Below are 16045 nucleotides of genomic sequence, written 5' to 3'. Positions count from 1 at the left end.
TTATAGGTTAGATAGGCCAAGCTATAAACTAAACAACACGTGTTTACCTTTACCCTGTTTTTTAGCTTGGTACATGGCAATGTCTGCATCCTTCAATAAAGCTTTACGTTTGTCTGAATCTAAACTCGCTTTATCTTCTGTAATTGCATTTTGCTGAGACGTTTGATCATTATCAAACTCGATTTCAGTGTTGATTTTTACGTTTTGATTCTCGCGAGTTTTAGATAAGGACACACCAATACTCGCGCTGACAGAGATATTGACTTGGTTTGACGCTAATAAAATAGGCTGATTTATCTCATCTATAATACGCGTAATAATCTCTTCTATTGGCTCAATTAAATGAAGCCCGGTGAGAATAAATACAAACTCATCACCGCCCACACGTGCTGCAACATCACTGTCTCTTAAGTTATCTAACAATCTGGCTGCAACGTCTTTTAATACTTGGTCGCCAGCATCGTGTCCATAAACATCATTAATCTCTTTGAAGCCATCCAAGTCCATTACGCAAATGGCAGAAAAACTCTTATCCCTTTCTTCTAAGCTTAAAATGCGCTTGAGGTGCTCATTTAACAAAGAGCGGTTTGGTAAATGGGTTAATTGATCATAATAGGCAAGATCATCTAGCTCTTTTTGCCTTTCCAAAAGCGCAAGGTTAGCTAGCTTTAATTTCTCTGACTGTCTAAATGCATTAAAAATAAACGAAGCAAAAACCAAGGTAAGTAACAGCATAATTATTAGTAGTGCTAGAGGTAAGAATGAACCTTGCACCATAACTTTATCTGTATCTGAGTAGAACTCTAGCGTCCATTGTCTACCAGGAACTTGCCAAGAATGCTGAATGATTTTTGGATCGGCTAAATTGCTAATTGCCAAGTCTTCAGGGCTGTCAGCTCTTGGATAAATTTTTAGCTGTATTTCATTGGTTGTGTCTATTAGGCGGACTTGAATGTCTTTTTTACTAAATTCTGCTTGGTATTCTTTTAATAAAAGCCCTGGCCTTAACATCAAAATGATATAGCCTTTCAATGCACTCCAGCGTTGTTCTGGTGTTTCTTGCGCTTTGGTTTGATTGTAGATTGGGTGGTACAGCGCCACAGAAAGCGGTCCATTAGGATCTTGCACGATCGGGAAGGGTGGTGTGGTATCTTGAACGCCATTTCGTGCCGCTTCACGAATAGTAACCGTGTTGAACGGTCTTGCTAGAGGGTCTAGGCCGACAGCCTTACGATTTATTTGTAATGGCTCAGCATAAATGACGGGGAAGTATTCTTCTCGTTTCGGCGCTCTTTCTAATTCATCTGCGTCTGGATTGACATCAAAAATTCCAAGTGGTGCTAAATCAAGTGCTGCAAGTTGTGCTTCAACCGCTTTTCTATCTTTATGTTTAATACGGGGCGTCCAATGAACAGCAAAAATTTCTGGGTGTTCTTGTAATATCACCTCTGAAAACAGGCGATATTCATCTCTTGTGACATGATCCTGACTGTTGAGTAAACCAAAATAAGATTGCAGCACCATATTAGATTGCTGAATTTTAGCTTGAATTCTTAAGCTCTGGGCATGTATGTACTGTTCATAATGCTGTTCTAGTTGATCTTTTTCACTGTTTTGGCTGTAAAAGTAAAAACTGAACGATAGGGTAAAGCCAAAAATAATAATAAATAGAGAGGATAAGATGCTGATGTAATTGGTTACTTTCTTAATGTCAGAATTTGCCATAAAAATTGATGTACATAAAAGTGAATAATATCAAGTTTATATCTCAGTAAGCTATTGAAATTGTTTGGCAAATTTTTAATTTGAAAAAAACAACATTAACTTAAGAGATGTTTGAATTTAGCAAAAGATAAATAATAGTTGGTAAAGCAGCTTGCTAGACTTGATGGATGGAAATATCAATTACACTAGATTACGAATTTAACTTCTGACAATCAATTTATATTCGGTGTTTAAGTGTATTTTTTCGTTATTTCTCAAAAAATAAGTGAGCCTTTATTAATCGAGATCAAACTAATAAATTATTTTTATAGTTAGTATTGAGAATCGGTTTTTGGAGAAAAATGAAATGCGTTCACTCTCGATTCAACATAAAATTTATCTGCTTCTCGCGATGACAGGTATTCTTGTTTTAATTGCCAGTATTATTAATGGTTCCAATCAGCAGCAACAACTTGCAGAGCAAACGATTGAGACAAATATTAAACTATTGGCGGATAATTATTTTGATTCGATCAATACCCTGATGATTACTGGCACCATGTCGAATCGTGAAATTTTGACAGATAAAATGCGTAGTCAGAAAAACATTGAAGCGGCACAAATCTTTCGTGGAGAGCAAGTTAGTAAACTCTATGGCCCTGGGAATGTGAATGAAAAGGCCAGTACACCTGCAGAGCTTGCTGCAATGAAAGGTAAGCAAAGTCTCTTTATTGAAACCAAAGACAATAAACGTGTCCTCACTTATATCAACCCCATTGTTGCAAGTGATAATTATAAAGGTACAAATTGCCTAGGATGTCACCAAGCTAAAACAGGAGATATCTTAGGTGCTGTTAAAGTTAGTTACTCGTTGGATGAAGTCGATCAAGCCATTAATCAAAACTCAATTTTCAGTGTGGTGATGCTGAGTTCTATCTTCTTTGTAGCTTTTGTTGGCCTAGGCTTACTTTTCAAACGTTTATTTATCAAACGTCTGAAGGTGTTAGGTAAAACCATGCGTTTGGTGGCACAGAATAATGATTTGAGTCTGTCGATTCGTGATAATACTAATGACGAGTTAGGTCGTTTGGCGAACAACTTCAATATCATGATGTCGAGCTTCAAAAACAACATCACCAATGTATCAGAAACTTCACATATCCTTATTCAATCAGCAGAACAAATACATACCGCATCTGACACCACAGAAAAGTCTATTCTGCTACAAAAGAAAAGTACTGAATCAGTGGCAGATGCTGTGAGTAAATTTGAGAGCTCTTCTTCAGCGGTTAAACATACATCTCATGAAGCTTCAGAAAAATCTGATGCCAGTAATCAAATGGCAGAAGCCAGTATGGCCATTGCCGCGCAAACAGAGTTAAGTATTAACCAATTGGCAAATGATGTGCGTAGTGCCGCGAATCAAGTGGAAGAGCTGCAAAATCAAACGCTTGAAGTTGGGAATGTATTAGAGGTAATTAGTAGTATTGCTGAACAAACAAATTTACTTGCATTAAATGCCGCGATAGAAGCGGCACGAGCAGGTGAAACGGGTCGTGGTTTTGCCGTAGTTGCTGATGAAGTGAGAACCTTGGCGACACGTACTCATGATTCTACCGATGAGATAAAGCGCACTATCGATAAGCTCCAACAAGAGGCGAGAGATACTGTGGTTGCTATGAGTGCATCTTGTGAAGAAGCAGATCAAAGAGCGCTTCAAGTGCAAGAAGTTGCGATGTCATTGAAAGATATTTCTGCTCAGATGAAAGAGATAAACAATCTTAATGTGCAAATTGCAGAATCAACCGAGCAGCAAAACATTACAGCAGAAGAGATTAATCTCAGTGTCGAAAATATTCGTGATAATGCAGATCGCTCGTTAGTTGATGCTCATAGTAGTAAAGAGACCAGCGAGAAGTTGCTAAGTTTAGCGCGTAATCTAGATGAAAGGGTTAGTTCATTCAAATTAGATTAAAGTAATGTAAGCTTTAATTTGTGAGTTATATTCACTTTTTCGCTATGTTTCACTAACCTAATAAAGAGTCGGTCTAAAAATCGGCTCTTTTTTTAGTTTATAGAGTGAAGTGAATGTGATTAAGAATTCAAAATTCTCCTCTTTAATATTGCCCCTCGTTTTTATTATTTTGATTAGCTTCGCTATCTTTATGGCGGTTGTTTATGTCGAAAAACAAGCTAAGCAAACTATTCATCAGTCACTCTTTACCGTGCTAGAAATTACTGAAGAGGCGCTACAACGGTGGGCTGAAAATCATCTACAGAATTTGGTGGATATATCGAATGACACCCGTGTCACACAATTAAGTAAACAACTTCTTTCTGATTCAAGCTCTCAAAATATTGCTAAAGCAAACCACGAGCTGCAAAGGTTAATGCAAGCAAAAATGCAACATTATTCTGATCAAACCTTCTTAATTGTCGACTTTAAAGGTATTACGAGAGCGAGTAAATATGAGTCTAACATAGGGCTTAAGAGCACTATTTTTGATTCAAGAATGGTAAGTCTTAAAAGGCTATTTAAGGGAGAAGACGTATTTATTTCACCTATCGAATATCCTGTTTCATCAATCAAACATGAAAGTGGTAAATCGATGGTGACAGCCCCAACGGTATTTGTTGGCGCACCTATTTTTGATGATAAAGGTTTTGTGGTGGCCGCTTTAATTTTTGGATTTAACCCTATGGTTCATTTTACCCGTATTACTGAACTTGGTCGTATTGGTAGTACTGGTGAAACCTACGCTTTTGATAAATCAGGTTTGCTTATTACCAAAAGCCGTTTTACCCAGAACTTAAAGTTGTTAGGTTTATTGGGTGAGAAAAATATGGCCATGTTAGCAATTCGCATTACCGACCCAGGAGTGAACTTAGTAGAAGGGGAAGACCCTATAATAGGGAAGAACGAAAGGCCTTATACACTCATGGCGAAAAGGGCGTTAGATGGTAATCGCGCACCTTATTACGAATCCTATCGAGACTATAGAGGTGTCCCCGTTTTTGGTGCTTGGCTATGGAATGAAAAACTAGGCATAGGGCTAACAACAGAAATAGATGAAGAAGAAGCGTTAAAAACTTATCGAGTAACAAGGTTGATTTTCATACTTGTGCTTGGGGTTATTATTTTACTGACAACAGGGCTGGCATTCTTACCCCTTTGGTTTAGAGAAAAAGAAAGAGAAGTATTAAAGCGTCATAAGAAAAGCTTGGAAAAAACAGTGAGGAGTAGAACCGAGCAGTTAGAACAAGCCAACCATAAGCTTAAAATTTTGAGCGAACTTGATTCTCTTACCAAAATTGCGAATAGACGGTTATATAGCCGGACACTAATTCGAGAAATTTCTATGGCGAGCCGTACTTCGGAGCCGCTCTCTCTCCTCATGATAGATATTGACTGTTTTAAACTTTATAACGACAACTATGGACATGATTTTGGCGATACCGTGCTACAAGAAGTTGCTCAAGTTATTACTAAATCTCTTACGCGTACGACTGATTTTGTTGCCAGATACGGCGGTGAAGAGTTTGTTGCTATCATGCCTGCAACAGGTGCGGATGGCGCTTTGATGATGGCAGAAAAGGTGAGAGCAAATGTTGAAGCCTTAGAAATAGAGCACTTATATTCTAGCGTGATACCAAGAGTAACAGTCAGTATAGGCGTATCAACACTAAGAGGGACACAACTTGATAAGGTCGCCTTGTTTAAACAGGCTGACCATGCACTTTATATCGCCAAAGAGAAGGGAAGAAATCAGGTGACAGCCTTTACTATTTAGGTGTGAAAACCAAGGCGCTTAAGAATCAGCCCACACGTTTCAATGTGTAGATAAAGTAGCCAAATTTACGGAGAAGGACATTACTTAAACTTGGTTTCTTTAATATATATGCTTTAATTTTCATATTTAGAGCTTGTCTCTTGATAAATGTAGAGAATATCAGTAGCCTTTAATTATTCGGCTTGATTATTTGTTTTTGTTGTTTTATTCGGACGTATTTAAGAACGTGATAGTGCTACAGGTCAGAAGTTAAACCTACGCAAAACTAGGAGCCTGACAATGCGCTTTGTGTGTTTTACCCTTTTTATATTTTTTACATCATCCCTACATGCTCTTACTTTAACTTTTGCCTTCGAAGATAAACAGCAGCCGCCTTATTACCTGGGTGAAGGTAGCAAGGTGCTTGAAAACCAACCTGGTATTGCGGTGGAAATGCTTCAGATTCTCGATAAAAGAATGCCTGAGTTCGAGATTAAATTTATCCGTATGCCATGGAAACGTGCCTTATACTCGTTAAAATCTAATCGTGTAGATGGCATTTTTAATGCCTCTTATAAAACAGAAAGGTTAGATTTTGGCTGGTACCCAACGAAAGATTTTCAACTCTCAGGCCCGATAGATACAGACCGTCGAATTACCAGTATTTCGTATTCACTCTATCACTTAAAGTCGTCGCCTATTAATTGGAGCGGAGATTGGCAAGATCTCAAAACAGAATTAGTCGGTGCGCCATTAGGCTACTCTATCGTGGGAGACTTGCAGAAGAAGGGGATCAAAGTCGAACAATCTAGTAGTACGAAAAGTAATTTACTGATGCTAAGCACAAAGCGAATGAAAGTGGTTGCCTTGCAAACAGTTACTGCCGACAGCTTTTTATCGAGTCAATCCAAGAATACAAACTATAACGCCATCGAAAAACTCAGCCCGCCATTAGTTTCTAAACCTTATTATTTAATGCTATCTAAATCTTTTGTGGCAGAACACCCAACACTTTCGCAAAAAATCTGGAATGAAATTAAGCTGATTAGAGAAGAGCATTCAAGCGCTTTGTATACTGCCTATCAAGAATAATTAAGATATTTTGCTATAAGCAGGATTACTGGCTGGCAACCTTACCGTCATTCTTATAAAGTGTGCGCCATTAGATTAGGCATCTCATTCATGGGTTACTTACCATGATGACAGCCTAATATTAATTATCGACTCTCCAACACTTTGATAGGACCAACATGGATTTCAAAACCTCAACTCGTTTAAATAAATACATCAGTGAAAGTGGTATGTGCTCGCGCCGTGAGGCAGACCGTTTTATTGAACAAGGTAATGTGTTTATCAATAAAAAACGAGCTGAAGTGGGCGACCAAGTCAATCCGGGTGATGTGGTTCGTGTTAATGGCGCTAAAATTGAGCCGCCAGAAGCAGAAGATCTTGTCTTCATCGCGTTAAATAAGCCTGTTGGTATCGTCTCGACAACCGAGATGGAAGAACCAGACAACATGGTGAACTTTGTTAATCATTCGTCTCGTATTTTTCCCATTGGCCGATTAGATAAAGACTCACAAGGGCTTATCTTTTTGACCAGTAATGGTGATCTGGTAAATAAGATATTACGCGCCGGTAATAATCACGAGAAAGAATACGTGGTGACTGTTGATAAGCCCTTAACAGAAGACGCAATCAATACCATGGCAAGTGGTGTACCTATGTTAGGGTCGAAAACTAAAAAGTGTAAGGTGGTACAAGAAGCACCGAATGTGTTCCGTATTTTCTTGGTACAAGGTTTAAACCGCCAAATCCGCCGTATGTGTGAATTCTGTGGTTATCAGGTGACCAAGTTAGAGCGTGTTCGCATTATGAACATCAGCTTAAAAGGCCTGCCTGTTGGCGATTGGCGTGATCTAACTGAAAAAGAAATGACTGAACTCTCAAAAATGATTGAGCATTCGTCTTCTGAAGACACCAGCAAGCAAAAACAAGCGCCAGCTAAGGCAAAGAGTAAAGGCCGATCTAACTCAAAAAGCTTTAGTAAAAGCAAAGCCCAAGCTGCTGAAAGCCGCAAAGAAAAGTCTCAATCGGGTAAACCTGTATCTAAAGGTAAGAGTGATGGCCGTTCTCGTCCAGGAGAAGGTAAAAATGAAGGTGGCAGAGGTAAGAATGAAGGTGGCCGAAGTAAAGCCCCTTTAAATCGCTCCCGTTCTGGGGATGGCGGTAAAGGTGGTTCGCAAAAAGGCAACGGCGCTAATAAAGGCCGTCCAGCACCCGCAGGTCGCAAGCCGAGCGGTGGCAAACCAGGCGGCCAAGGTAAAGGCGGTGCAGGTAAAGCCCCTAAAAATAGAGGCCGCTAATCTGTGCCGTTAGGCTTTCAGTCCTCCTTTAATAAAGGCTTTCATACTATTTAGGGCACACCGAAAAGATGCGATTCGTACACGTCTCGCATCTTTTATGATTAAGCTCTGCCATAAGGCTGGTAATAGCTTGGCTCGTATCCGAATAGATATTCTCTCTCGTCATTAAATCCAAATACCCAGACCCGTTAAGATCATCCATCAAGGTGTTTTTAAAATCGCAAAAGACTAATCTTCCTCCCAAACTTTCAATACGTTCTATCTCTTTTACTAACATCTCCTTGCCAGCGAAATCGATAAAATTCACCCCAGAACAGACTAAAACAAAATGCGTATGACCCCCTTTATCAGGTTTTAAGGCACTAATTGTGTCTTGTATATGGTCGACAGAAGCAAAGTAGATAGAGCCATCTAATCGTATGGTCTTGATTTGAGGACAGGTCTTAAGGCTAAAGCGCTCAACATTACGAAAGTTATGATTATCTTCAATCGAAAGAGGCGCAAGCTCTATGATTCTAGGTTTACTGGTACGGCGTAAATACAAAATCAAAGAGAGAATGACACCAAAATAAATGGCGAACTCTAAAGCGATAGTTAAGGTAGAAATAAAGGTCACCATTAAAATGGCGCTTTCTTCTTTATCAGAGAGAATATGGCGAATACTACTGACATCCACCAAGTTAAAAGCGATCAATAAAATGGCTGCGGCCATCACAGGTAAAGGCAAATATTCAGTAATTTGAGGGATGGTTAACAAAATAAGTATGAGCAGAAGCGCTGCAAAAATCGCTGCCATGGGGGTTTTTGCCCCTGAGTCGTAATTAACACCAGAGCGAGTAAAGGAGCCAGAGCCTGCATAACAAGCAAAGAAGCTACCGACAATATTTGATAAACCTTGGCCCATAAACTCTTTATCGCCTTCAATGCGTTGGCCTGAGCGAACACCAATAGCACGGGCAATGGCCAAAGCTTCGACCAAACCCAATATGGCAACTGCCATAGCCCCTGGTAGGAGACTTGTCATCAAATCAAAAGACAAGGACGGCAGACTCATTTGAGGGATCATATTGGGTAATTCGCCCACCAAAGGCACCCCATGCTCTTTGCCATTAATCAACCAAGTAAACAAACTACCGACTATCATGCCCAATAACATAGCAGGTAGTTTAGGGTTAAAGCGTTTAATTAGTTGGATGCTAACGAGTGTGACGAGGGCAATGCTTAAGGTATAAAAACTGGTCTCGGGAAGACGCTGGATGAGCTGCCACCAAGAGGCAAAAAAGTGATTGTCTGATGCAAGCTCAACCCCTAATACATATTTAAATTGGCTGGTGGCAATCAGTAATGCGGCGCCTGTCGTAAAGCCCACTATCACAGTGTGAGAGATAAAGTTCACTAAACTGCCCAAACGCATCAAACCGAAAAGGTACTGAATGATGCCAGTGAGCAGAGTGAGAGTGAGGACAATGCCAATAAACTCACTGGATTCAATTGCCGTATTATTGGCGATATTGTTCGCCACACTAAAGACCACGATAGATATCGCCGCCGTAGGGCCAGAAATAAGGTGAAAAGAGGAACCAAAAAGGGCGGCGATAATAGGCGTAATAATCGCCGTGTAAAGGCCATACTCTGGCGGTAAACCTGCAATTAAGGCGTAAGCTATCCCTTGAGGAAGTACAACAACTGCACCTGTTAGACCTGCCATGAAGTCAGCCATTAAAGACTGCTTATTTAGGCTTTTTCCCCAAATCAAAAAAGGTAAATAGCGATTAATAAAGGCGTGATGTTTTTGGTTTTTTTGACGCATGCTAATGGTTCGCCTTTAAGGGGATTGAGGGCAAAATTTAAAGTGGAAGCATGATAAAAGCTTTTGAAGGTTTGATAAAACGATATATATTGGCCTTAAGCTCTAAAAAAACAGGATCTACTTTTGGACACCATATTATTAGACACCTTTATCGAAGTGACCCACACGCGTAACTTTGCTAAAGCGTCAGACAAGCTCTGTATTTCCACTTCGACCACAAGCGCTAGAATCAAACAGCTTGAAAGCCTGTTAGGTGTTGCCTTGTTTGAGCGTAAACACCATGAAGTCTGCTTAACACCGGCAGGCGAGCGCATGGAGCGTCACGCACGATTTATTCTCAATGCTTGGGAGCAAGCCTACGAAGATACTGCCCTTGGCGAAACAGAGAAAAAGCGCCTTGTGATTGCGGGTGTACCCGGGCTTTGGGATAGCTTCTTACAAGACAAGGTAAATCGACTTTATCAAACCCAGCCTGACCTTATCTTAAGGCTAGAGGAGAGTACACCGCTTCGAGTCGTCGAAAAGCTGGACCAAGGTTTGGTAGATATCGGCTTTGTCTACGAACAACCCAATATTAAAGGCCTTATCGTTAAAGAAGTCGCCAGCATTCCCATGAGTTTAGTCACAAGCCAACCTAAACAAACATTAGAAGAGGCGCTCGGTTTTGCCTATGTGAGAGTCGAGTGGGGCGCGCCTTTTAATACTCATCATGAGCTTGCTTTCCCTCAAAGACAGCTTGCTAATGTACGCGCCAACAGCGGCCGTATCGCCCTAAAACTCATACTCGCTAACGGCGGTGCAGCCTACTTGCCCGATACCTTAGTACAAGAGCATCTAGATGCAGGGCTATTATTTAAAGTCGACAAGGCTCCTATTATTCACATGAAAGCCTATGCGGCTTATCGAATGCATAATGAGTTGAAGGGGTTGTTGGGAGAGTTTGTAAGCGAGGGCGATTTGGTGTTGAGATAAGTTAACTGTTGAGTCGTGAAAAATAGAGAGTAAGTCTTTGAGTTTTAGTATTGGTAATGAATTGTCATTGTTTTGATTTTAAAAATACGTAGAATCAATTAGTTATGAGTTGATCTTTAAAGCTATGGCCGACAAGTGAATTTAGGAATCTAGATAACGCAAATATGCGTTTAGCCAGGAAGGTGTTCAGTGAATAAGTAGCCTTCCCTATTAAAATCTTATCTAAAAAAGAGTGATGTGACGCTTTGAGAGCGGTGGGTAAGTCGAGCGTTCATTATTAAGATGTTGGTATTACACGGAGTTTGGTACTTTGATTAGCTACATAGATGAAGCAGGAACTTTTGTATCTAAAGGTGCTGCTGAAAACTCTTGGTGTACAGTTGCATGCTATACACACCCAGAGTTTGAAAAAAGAAAACTAACAGCAGTATTACGGCAATTAAAACTTCAAGAGGGCTTTTCTCAAAATACGGAAATCAAACTTAAGAACATCTCTGAAAATGGTTATATAAATTTTCTCAAGGAACTTGGTCATTTAAATGGTTCTCTATTTTGTGTAGCTACTGATTCTAGTTTTAATTCAATTGATAAAATTAATTCACACAAGAATGCTCATATTGAGTCTATTCTTCGTGGTCAAAATGAAATGAAATATGATGGCGGAAAAGAAGCTATGAGAATCCTGCACAAGCAATTAAGCGGGCTACCTGAACAGCTTTATGTGCAATTTCATTGTCAAGCAGTCCTTCTTTCTTTATTTATCCAGAGAGGAATTGCATTTTATGTACAGAGATATCCTAATTCATTAAAGAGCTTTCGTTGGAGATACGATGCTAAAGAGTTGTTAAAAATTACAGATTTTGAGGATTCGTTTCAAAAGTTTGTACCTACCCTATTGCAGGCATATTCAATTGATAACCCAACAGCAGTATTAGATTGGTGTGATTATTCACCAATGAAAAAATACATAGGGACTATACCCGATTACTTAGCTGAGAAAGTTCCTGAACTTGAAGGAAAAGAAGCCTTTGATATTCAAAAAATAATTAGAGACGATATTCAGTTCATTGATTCTAAATCATGTTCAGGAGTCCAGGTAGCTGATTTACTTGCATCGGGGTTAAGGCGGCTTTTAAGACTCGAGTTTAATAATAACTCGCTTGTGGCTAAAAATTTTGGAAAGCTATTATTGCAAGAGAAAGATAATAAACCTCCAATTGCTTTGGTGGCATTTGACGGTGAATCTAAAATAGACAAAGACTTAGCTGCAATCATTAAAACCATGATAAATAACTCTCAGCGTTTTTTAAAGTAATGCCAATTTAAAACAGACACCCACTCTAATTTGTTAATCGTTAGCTATACGGGAAAATATGGTTAATCCATCGAATTTCAGAGACAAAATCATTACTGAAATCTCAATTAAATATGCTTGGGATGGTTTATTACATTCAGCAATGATCACAGTTATTGATCAAAATGGTCTCGGACAAACTTATAAGTTAGATGGTTTAACTGAGTTCAATATATATGATGACTTTGGTAGTAAGCATATTTCTCATGTGAAAATGGTGAATATTGGTGAACAAACTTATCTTTCACTAGATCCGTTTGATGAGTTAAATAAAATTGCTGATTTTGATAAAGACAATATCTGGTTCCAATTTACAAGTATTGAAATTTGTTAATATTTTAAAATGGCTGTCTCGATTTAAATTCTTAGCTAGGCGTTAGGATTTTTATGCACCCAGTAGCGAAAAAATACTTTGATTTAACTCTTGATGATCAAAAGCTTGTCCAAGTTGAACTGTGCATAAAGGTATACAGGTTGTGGTTAGATTACGTGAGTGAAAATGGAATTTGTGAATATCAAGAATCTGTAGCAGGCACAATTCAGACTATTGATTACTCTCTACCTAAAGATGCAATTGAGGCTGTTAAAAACGGCATAGATACCTTAAATGTTGCGGAGCGCTATCAAGAGCCAGCCGCAGCACTACAAGATAATGATTTAGCATTTACTGATGATATGGAAATGGCTTATTACTCTATTTATAACCTCTATCAATATCATATTGCACATAAACTTGATGATAGCTGGGTAATCGTCAATCAAACCTTATCGGCTTATGGGAAGAAAGATACTGTTGCTATCTTTGGGCAGGCAATTGAAAGTGTAGCCTAACAGGTTAAGGTAGTCGGACGGCCTCAAGGAGAATTACAAAATATGTCATTGGAAAAGCTCATTGAGAAACTATTAGAAGAATTAAAAGTTTCAAATCAACCAATTGCGTATGATGAATTAACAAAGTTAAACAACACTTATATAGATGGTAGCTTGTCTTTAAAAATAATTTCACTAGAGGCATTGAGTGATTGGTGTCACCCGAAGGCCTTAGGTGATTTAAAAGTATCAAACTATACCGTTGGTGAGTGGGAAAGTTTACTAACGTTGATAAAGGTTAAATGTAAAAAAGCTAGTAACAAACTAAAGAAATCAAAAAGTTCTATTGAGACATATATGGACGCTCCCGAATTTAATAAAGACACCTACTCCAATTTTTGAAAAGTAATTTAAAAAATACACCCACTCCAATTAGATCTTCATTTAGTCATGATCTAGCTTTATTGGATTCACTCAAGGATGAGGAATCTAATATGCTTTCTTTTAGTTAACTGTAAGTCCCTAATAAGTCTTCAAGATACTTCTTATTATCATTGCGTCTCCCGTTGTGTCTGACGCGCCTTTCTTTGTGGTAGCGATAAGCTCACAGGCCAAAGTTGCGAACACAGACGAGGCTGGATTGAAGATAAGATATTGTCTCTAGCTGCTATCTTTGCGATAGATGAATGCGCCTATGCCGTGATGCTATTTTTTAGGAAAGCACACTCACTTAGTCCTTCATGTTAATACTGAAAAAGCCAATAATTGGTCTATTATAGAAGTGTTAGAGCGTTGGCATAATCTGCATAAAGGTACCCAGTTCACAGAAAAGTATTTAGAAAACAAAACAATGGCTGAGTTTGAGTTAGCCACAGTGTATGAAAGTTGTGAGAAGTACCGTGAGCGTCTTTGTGACATCAGCTGGTTTATGCGAGAGCTAAATGAACCCATCGCTAGAATGGCAAATAATGAAGATAAATGTACAGGGCGGTTCTGGGAAGGGCGGTTTAAGTCTCAGGCTTTGCTAGACGAGGCTGCTTTGGTTTCATGCATGGCTTACGTCGACTTGAATCCTATTCGTGCCCAAATGGAATCAACACCAGAGTCGTCCAAACACACCAGCATCAATACATGAATAGAAGTGGCAAAAGCAAATCAAACTCAGCCTAAAAACTTATTTCCCTTTATTGGCTATGAAAGGGAAGATCAGCCAGAAGGGATACCCTTCAAACTCATTGATTATCTAGAATTGATTGATCTAACGGGTAGGGTGATTAGGTCAGATAAAAAAGGCGCACTAGATATCTCGCTTGCTCCTATACTCCAGCGAATTAACCTTACCTCAGAGCAATGGATAGAAGTAACAACCGGCTTTGAGAAACACTTTAAAGCAGCAGTTGGTTCCGAAGCTTACTTAGCTGAGTATTGTGAACATACGCAGTTGCAACGGCGGTCTGGATTAGGTGCTTGTAGGCGGCTTCTTTCTTAAGATTTAGTCTATTCATTCTCAGGCGTTCGACTCTATAAAACCTATCATATCGTTATCGCGAGGACTTCTGTTATCTCAAATATGAGAATCTTCATAGAACACCTTAAAGTGAGCTATTTATTTTCAGAAAGCTTACCGTTTAGCAATCATATGACTCTAAAATGTATGAAGTGAGTGACGTTCAGATGATGTTGTGTTTAATTTCTTTTAAAGTGGCTGTCTTAATTAAAAACGGTCTCAATTAAATACGTTGGAATCAAGTAATGTCTATAGTTGAAATAACAGAAAGGTCATGGCAAGGAATCCTTAAGGTGCAAGAGGAAGCATATACAGGAGTTCCACCAGAGGAAGTCGGTGTACTTAAAAGCAAATGGGAAGCATCGCCTGAGACCTGCTTTGTGTTTCTGTCCAGCAGCAATGAGGTTTTAGGGTACTTGCTCGCTCACCCTTGGAATTCCGATGAGCCACCTAAATTATTTGAGGAGCTTCCTCGCAAGTCTGCTGGTGATACTTTATACCTTCACGATTTGGCGGTAAGTAGTAATGCAAGGGAGTTAGGTGTAGGTAAGCAACTGTCAAGTAAGCTTATAGAACTAGCTAAATTGAGGAAATTCAATCGTGTACTTCTTGTCGCTGTTCAAGGGTCAGGGGGGTATTGGTTCAAGTTAGGCTTTCGAGAGGTTCACAATGCAACTATTTGTTCAAGCTACGGCACAAATGCCAATCTAATGTCGCTAAATGTTCAGGCATAATAAGCGCAAGCACACGGATGTCAAAAGTAGTGTTGTTGCGTTGGGTTCTCAAGGAAGTTATGAGTATTTACTAAGTAAAAATGATTTTTTAGTTGAGTGCTTCCATGAGCTTGACGCTCTAATACCGAACCACGGTGGTGTCAAACAATTCGTGACTTAGGTAGCGAGAAACGCAATGGGAGAAGATCACGATATCCCTGAAATACAGTTTGGCTGCCAATTGGATCACTATCTTGACTATGATGAAATTGATCCAATTGTATATTTTTAAAGAAATGTTCATGAATATATGGAGTCGAGTAAATCAGCTGTAAACTCATTTTTGAGGCAGACAAATGCTTAATAATACCGTCAATAGGACATTTTTGATTTGCTTCGTTTTGCGGTGGCTTCGCTACTTTTCCGTAAAATCCAGTACACAAAAAATGCCTATTACAGTGGCGTTATGCGACAGATAGCAACGGAGGAAGCTGTAGTGCCAAGTAAAAGTTTAAATGCTCGCATTCCTGCTTATAAAAAGGTATTCGCTAGTGGAGAAATTCAGAAAACGTATCAAAGCTTTGTTGGGGTAGTTCAAGATCTAAGAACTGAGTTCAAAAAAGCCTATAAAGGTAAGTACTCAGTTGCAAATGTACTACATGGATACATCGACTTTACGTATTTTTATCTGCAAAACGATTACCTTAAAAAGCACAGACTCAAGCTGGCTATTGTTTTTAATCATCAAGAGGTATGTTTTGAGCTTTGGCTACTTGGGCAAACAAAGGATGTACAAGTTAATTTTTGGGAAATGCTGAAGGGTGAGAAATGGGTAAACGAAGACTCAATGCCTGAATGGTCAATCTTTGAAACTGTGATGATCGCCAGTCCGGATTTTGACGATATCGAGCAGCTTTCAGAATCTATTCACAGTACATTTACTAGGTTCCCAAATGAGATTTTTGAGGTGCTAGAGGCATATGAGTAATGATCATACTGTTCTTATTCGGGCATCCAATCTAAATTCTCTAAGTTAGGT

General features: G+C 39.2%; 13 protein-coding genes and 1 pseudogene. 12 read left to right on the top strand and 2 right to left on the bottom strand.

The window, feature by feature from the left end:
- Positions 1–21: 21 nt before the first annotated feature.
- Positions 22–1725 carry a diguanylate cyclase domain-containing protein gene (locus Q0A08_RS05495; RefSeq protein WP_438465476.1) on the bottom strand — a complete coding sequence of 568 codons (1704 nt, stop codon included), beginning with the start codon at positions 1723–1725 and terminating at the stop codon, positions 22–24.
- Between the two features lie 346 nt (positions 1726–2071).
- Here Q0A08_RS05495 and Q0A08_RS05490 point away from each other — a divergent pair, with 346 nt between their 5' ends.
- The 4 genes from Q0A08_RS05490 to rluF all read left to right on the top strand — a co-directional run bounded on the left by Q0A08_RS05490 (position 2072) and on the right by rluF (position 7840).
- Positions 2072–3679 carry a methyl-accepting chemotaxis protein gene (locus Q0A08_RS05490; RefSeq protein WP_438465475.1) on the top strand — a complete coding sequence of 536 codons (1608 nt, stop codon included), beginning with the start codon at positions 2072–2074 and terminating at the stop codon, positions 3677–3679.
- A 115-nt stretch (positions 3680–3794) separates the two neighbouring features.
- Complete coding sequence (locus tag Q0A08_RS05485) at positions 3795–5495, top strand: sensor domain-containing diguanylate cyclase (RefSeq protein WP_438465474.1); 1701 nt, start codon at positions 3795–3797, stop codon at positions 5493–5495.
- Between the two features lie 279 nt (positions 5496–5774).
- A complete protein-coding gene (locus Q0A08_RS05480) occupies positions 5775–6566 on the top strand; it encodes a substrate-binding periplasmic protein (RefSeq protein ID WP_438465473.1) in 792 nt (263 codons plus the stop codon).
- Positions 6567–6724: 158 nt separating this feature from the next.
- On the top strand, positions 6725–7840 hold the full coding sequence (rluF, locus tag Q0A08_RS05475; RefSeq protein WP_438465472.1) for a 23S rRNA pseudouridine(2604) synthase RluF: 1116 nt from the start codon (positions 6725–6727) through the stop codon (positions 7838–7840).
- Between the two features lie 46 nt (positions 7841–7886).
- On the opposite strand, the gene Q0A08_RS05470 is transcribed toward rluF, so the two are convergent.
- Positions 7887–9650, bottom strand: a complete 1764-nt coding sequence (locus Q0A08_RS05470; protein ID WP_438465471.1) for a SulP family inorganic anion transporter — start codon at positions 9648–9650, stop codon at positions 7887–7889.
- Positions 9651–9773: 123 nt separating this feature from the next.
- On the opposite strand from Q0A08_RS05470, the gene Q0A08_RS05465 reads away from it, so the two are divergent.
- The 8 genes and pseudogenes from Q0A08_RS05465 (at position 9774) to Q0A08_RS05430 (ending at position 15994) form a co-directional block, all read left to right on the top strand.
- Positions 9774–10622: a LysR family transcriptional regulator gene (locus Q0A08_RS05465; RefSeq protein WP_438465470.1), complete on the top strand. Its 849-nt coding sequence runs from the start codon at positions 9774–9776 to the stop codon at positions 10620–10622.
- Positions 10623–10932: 310 nt separating this feature from the next.
- Positions 10933–11937 (top strand): DUF3800 domain-containing protein, encoded by a 1005-nt coding sequence (locus Q0A08_RS05460; RefSeq protein ID WP_438465469.1) that lies wholly within the window; start codon positions 10933–10935, stop codon positions 11935–11937.
- A gap of 58 nt (positions 11938–11995) precedes the next feature.
- Positions 11996–12310, top strand: coding sequence for a hypothetical protein (locus Q0A08_RS05455; RefSeq protein WP_438465468.1), 315 nt, complete (start codon positions 11996–11998; stop codon positions 12308–12310).
- A gap of 53 nt (positions 12311–12363) precedes the next feature.
- Positions 12364–12807 carry a hypothetical protein gene (locus Q0A08_RS05450; protein ID WP_438465467.1) on the top strand — a complete coding sequence of 148 codons (444 nt, stop codon included), beginning with the start codon at positions 12364–12366 and terminating at the stop codon, positions 12805–12807.
- Between the two features lie 42 nt (positions 12808–12849).
- Positions 12850–13188, top strand: coding sequence for a hypothetical protein (locus Q0A08_RS05445; protein ID WP_438465466.1), 339 nt, complete (start codon positions 12850–12852; stop codon positions 13186–13188).
- Between the two features lie 78 nt (positions 13189–13266).
- Positions 13267–14275 (top strand): annotated as a pseudogene (locus Q0A08_RS05440) (transposase).
- Positions 14276–14538: 263 nt separating this feature from the next.
- Positions 14539–15027, top strand: coding sequence for a GNAT family N-acetyltransferase (locus tag Q0A08_RS05435; protein WP_438465465.1), 489 nt, complete (start codon positions 14539–14541; stop codon positions 15025–15027).
- A gap of 370 nt (positions 15028–15397) precedes the next feature.
- On the top strand, positions 15398–15994 hold the full coding sequence (locus Q0A08_RS05430) for a DUF7000 family protein (protein ID WP_438465464.1): 597 nt from the start codon (positions 15398–15400) through the stop codon (positions 15992–15994).
- Positions 15995–16045: the final 51 nt, after the last annotated feature.

This window comes from Marinomonas sp. PE14-40, assembly GCF_051623805.1.
Lineage (GTDB): Bacteria > Pseudomonadota > Gammaproteobacteria > Pseudomonadales > Marinomonadaceae > Marinomonas.
This window is presented reverse-complemented; position numbering and strand designations above follow the sequence as displayed.

Bases quoted from the DNA above. Each gene is read 5' to 3' on its own strand.
- Q0A08_RS05470 (WP_438465471.1), bottom strand. From the start codon at position 9,650: ATGCGTCAAAAAAACCAAAAACATCACGCCTTTATTAATCGCTATTTA.
- Q0A08_RS05480 (WP_438465473.1), top strand. From the start codon at position 5,775: ATGCGCTTTGTGTGTTTTACCCTTTTTATATTTTTTACATCATCCCTA.
- Q0A08_RS05450 (WP_438465467.1), top strand. From the start codon at position 12,364: ATGCACCCAGTAGCGAAAAAATACTTTGATTTAACTCTTGATGATCAA.
- Q0A08_RS05435 (WP_438465465.1), top strand. From the start codon at position 14,539: ATGTCTATAGTTGAAATAACAGAAAGGTCATGGCAAGGAATCCTTAAG.
- rluF (WP_438465472.1), top strand. From the start codon at position 6,725: ATGGATTTCAAAACCTCAACTCGTTTAAATAAATACATCAGTGAAAGT.
- Q0A08_RS05495 (WP_438465476.1), bottom strand. From the start codon at position 1,725: ATGGCAAATTCTGACATTAAGAAAGTAACCAATTACATCAGCATCTTA.
- Q0A08_RS05445 (WP_438465466.1), top strand. From the start codon at position 12,850: ATGTCATTGGAAAAGCTCATTGAGAAACTATTAGAAGAATTAAAAGTT.
- Q0A08_RS05455 (WP_438465468.1), top strand. From the start codon at position 11,996: ATGGTTAATCCATCGAATTTCAGAGACAAAATCATTACTGAAATCTCA.
- Q0A08_RS05490 (WP_438465475.1), top strand. From the start codon at position 2,072: ATGCGTTCACTCTCGATTCAACATAAAATTTATCTGCTTCTCGCGATG.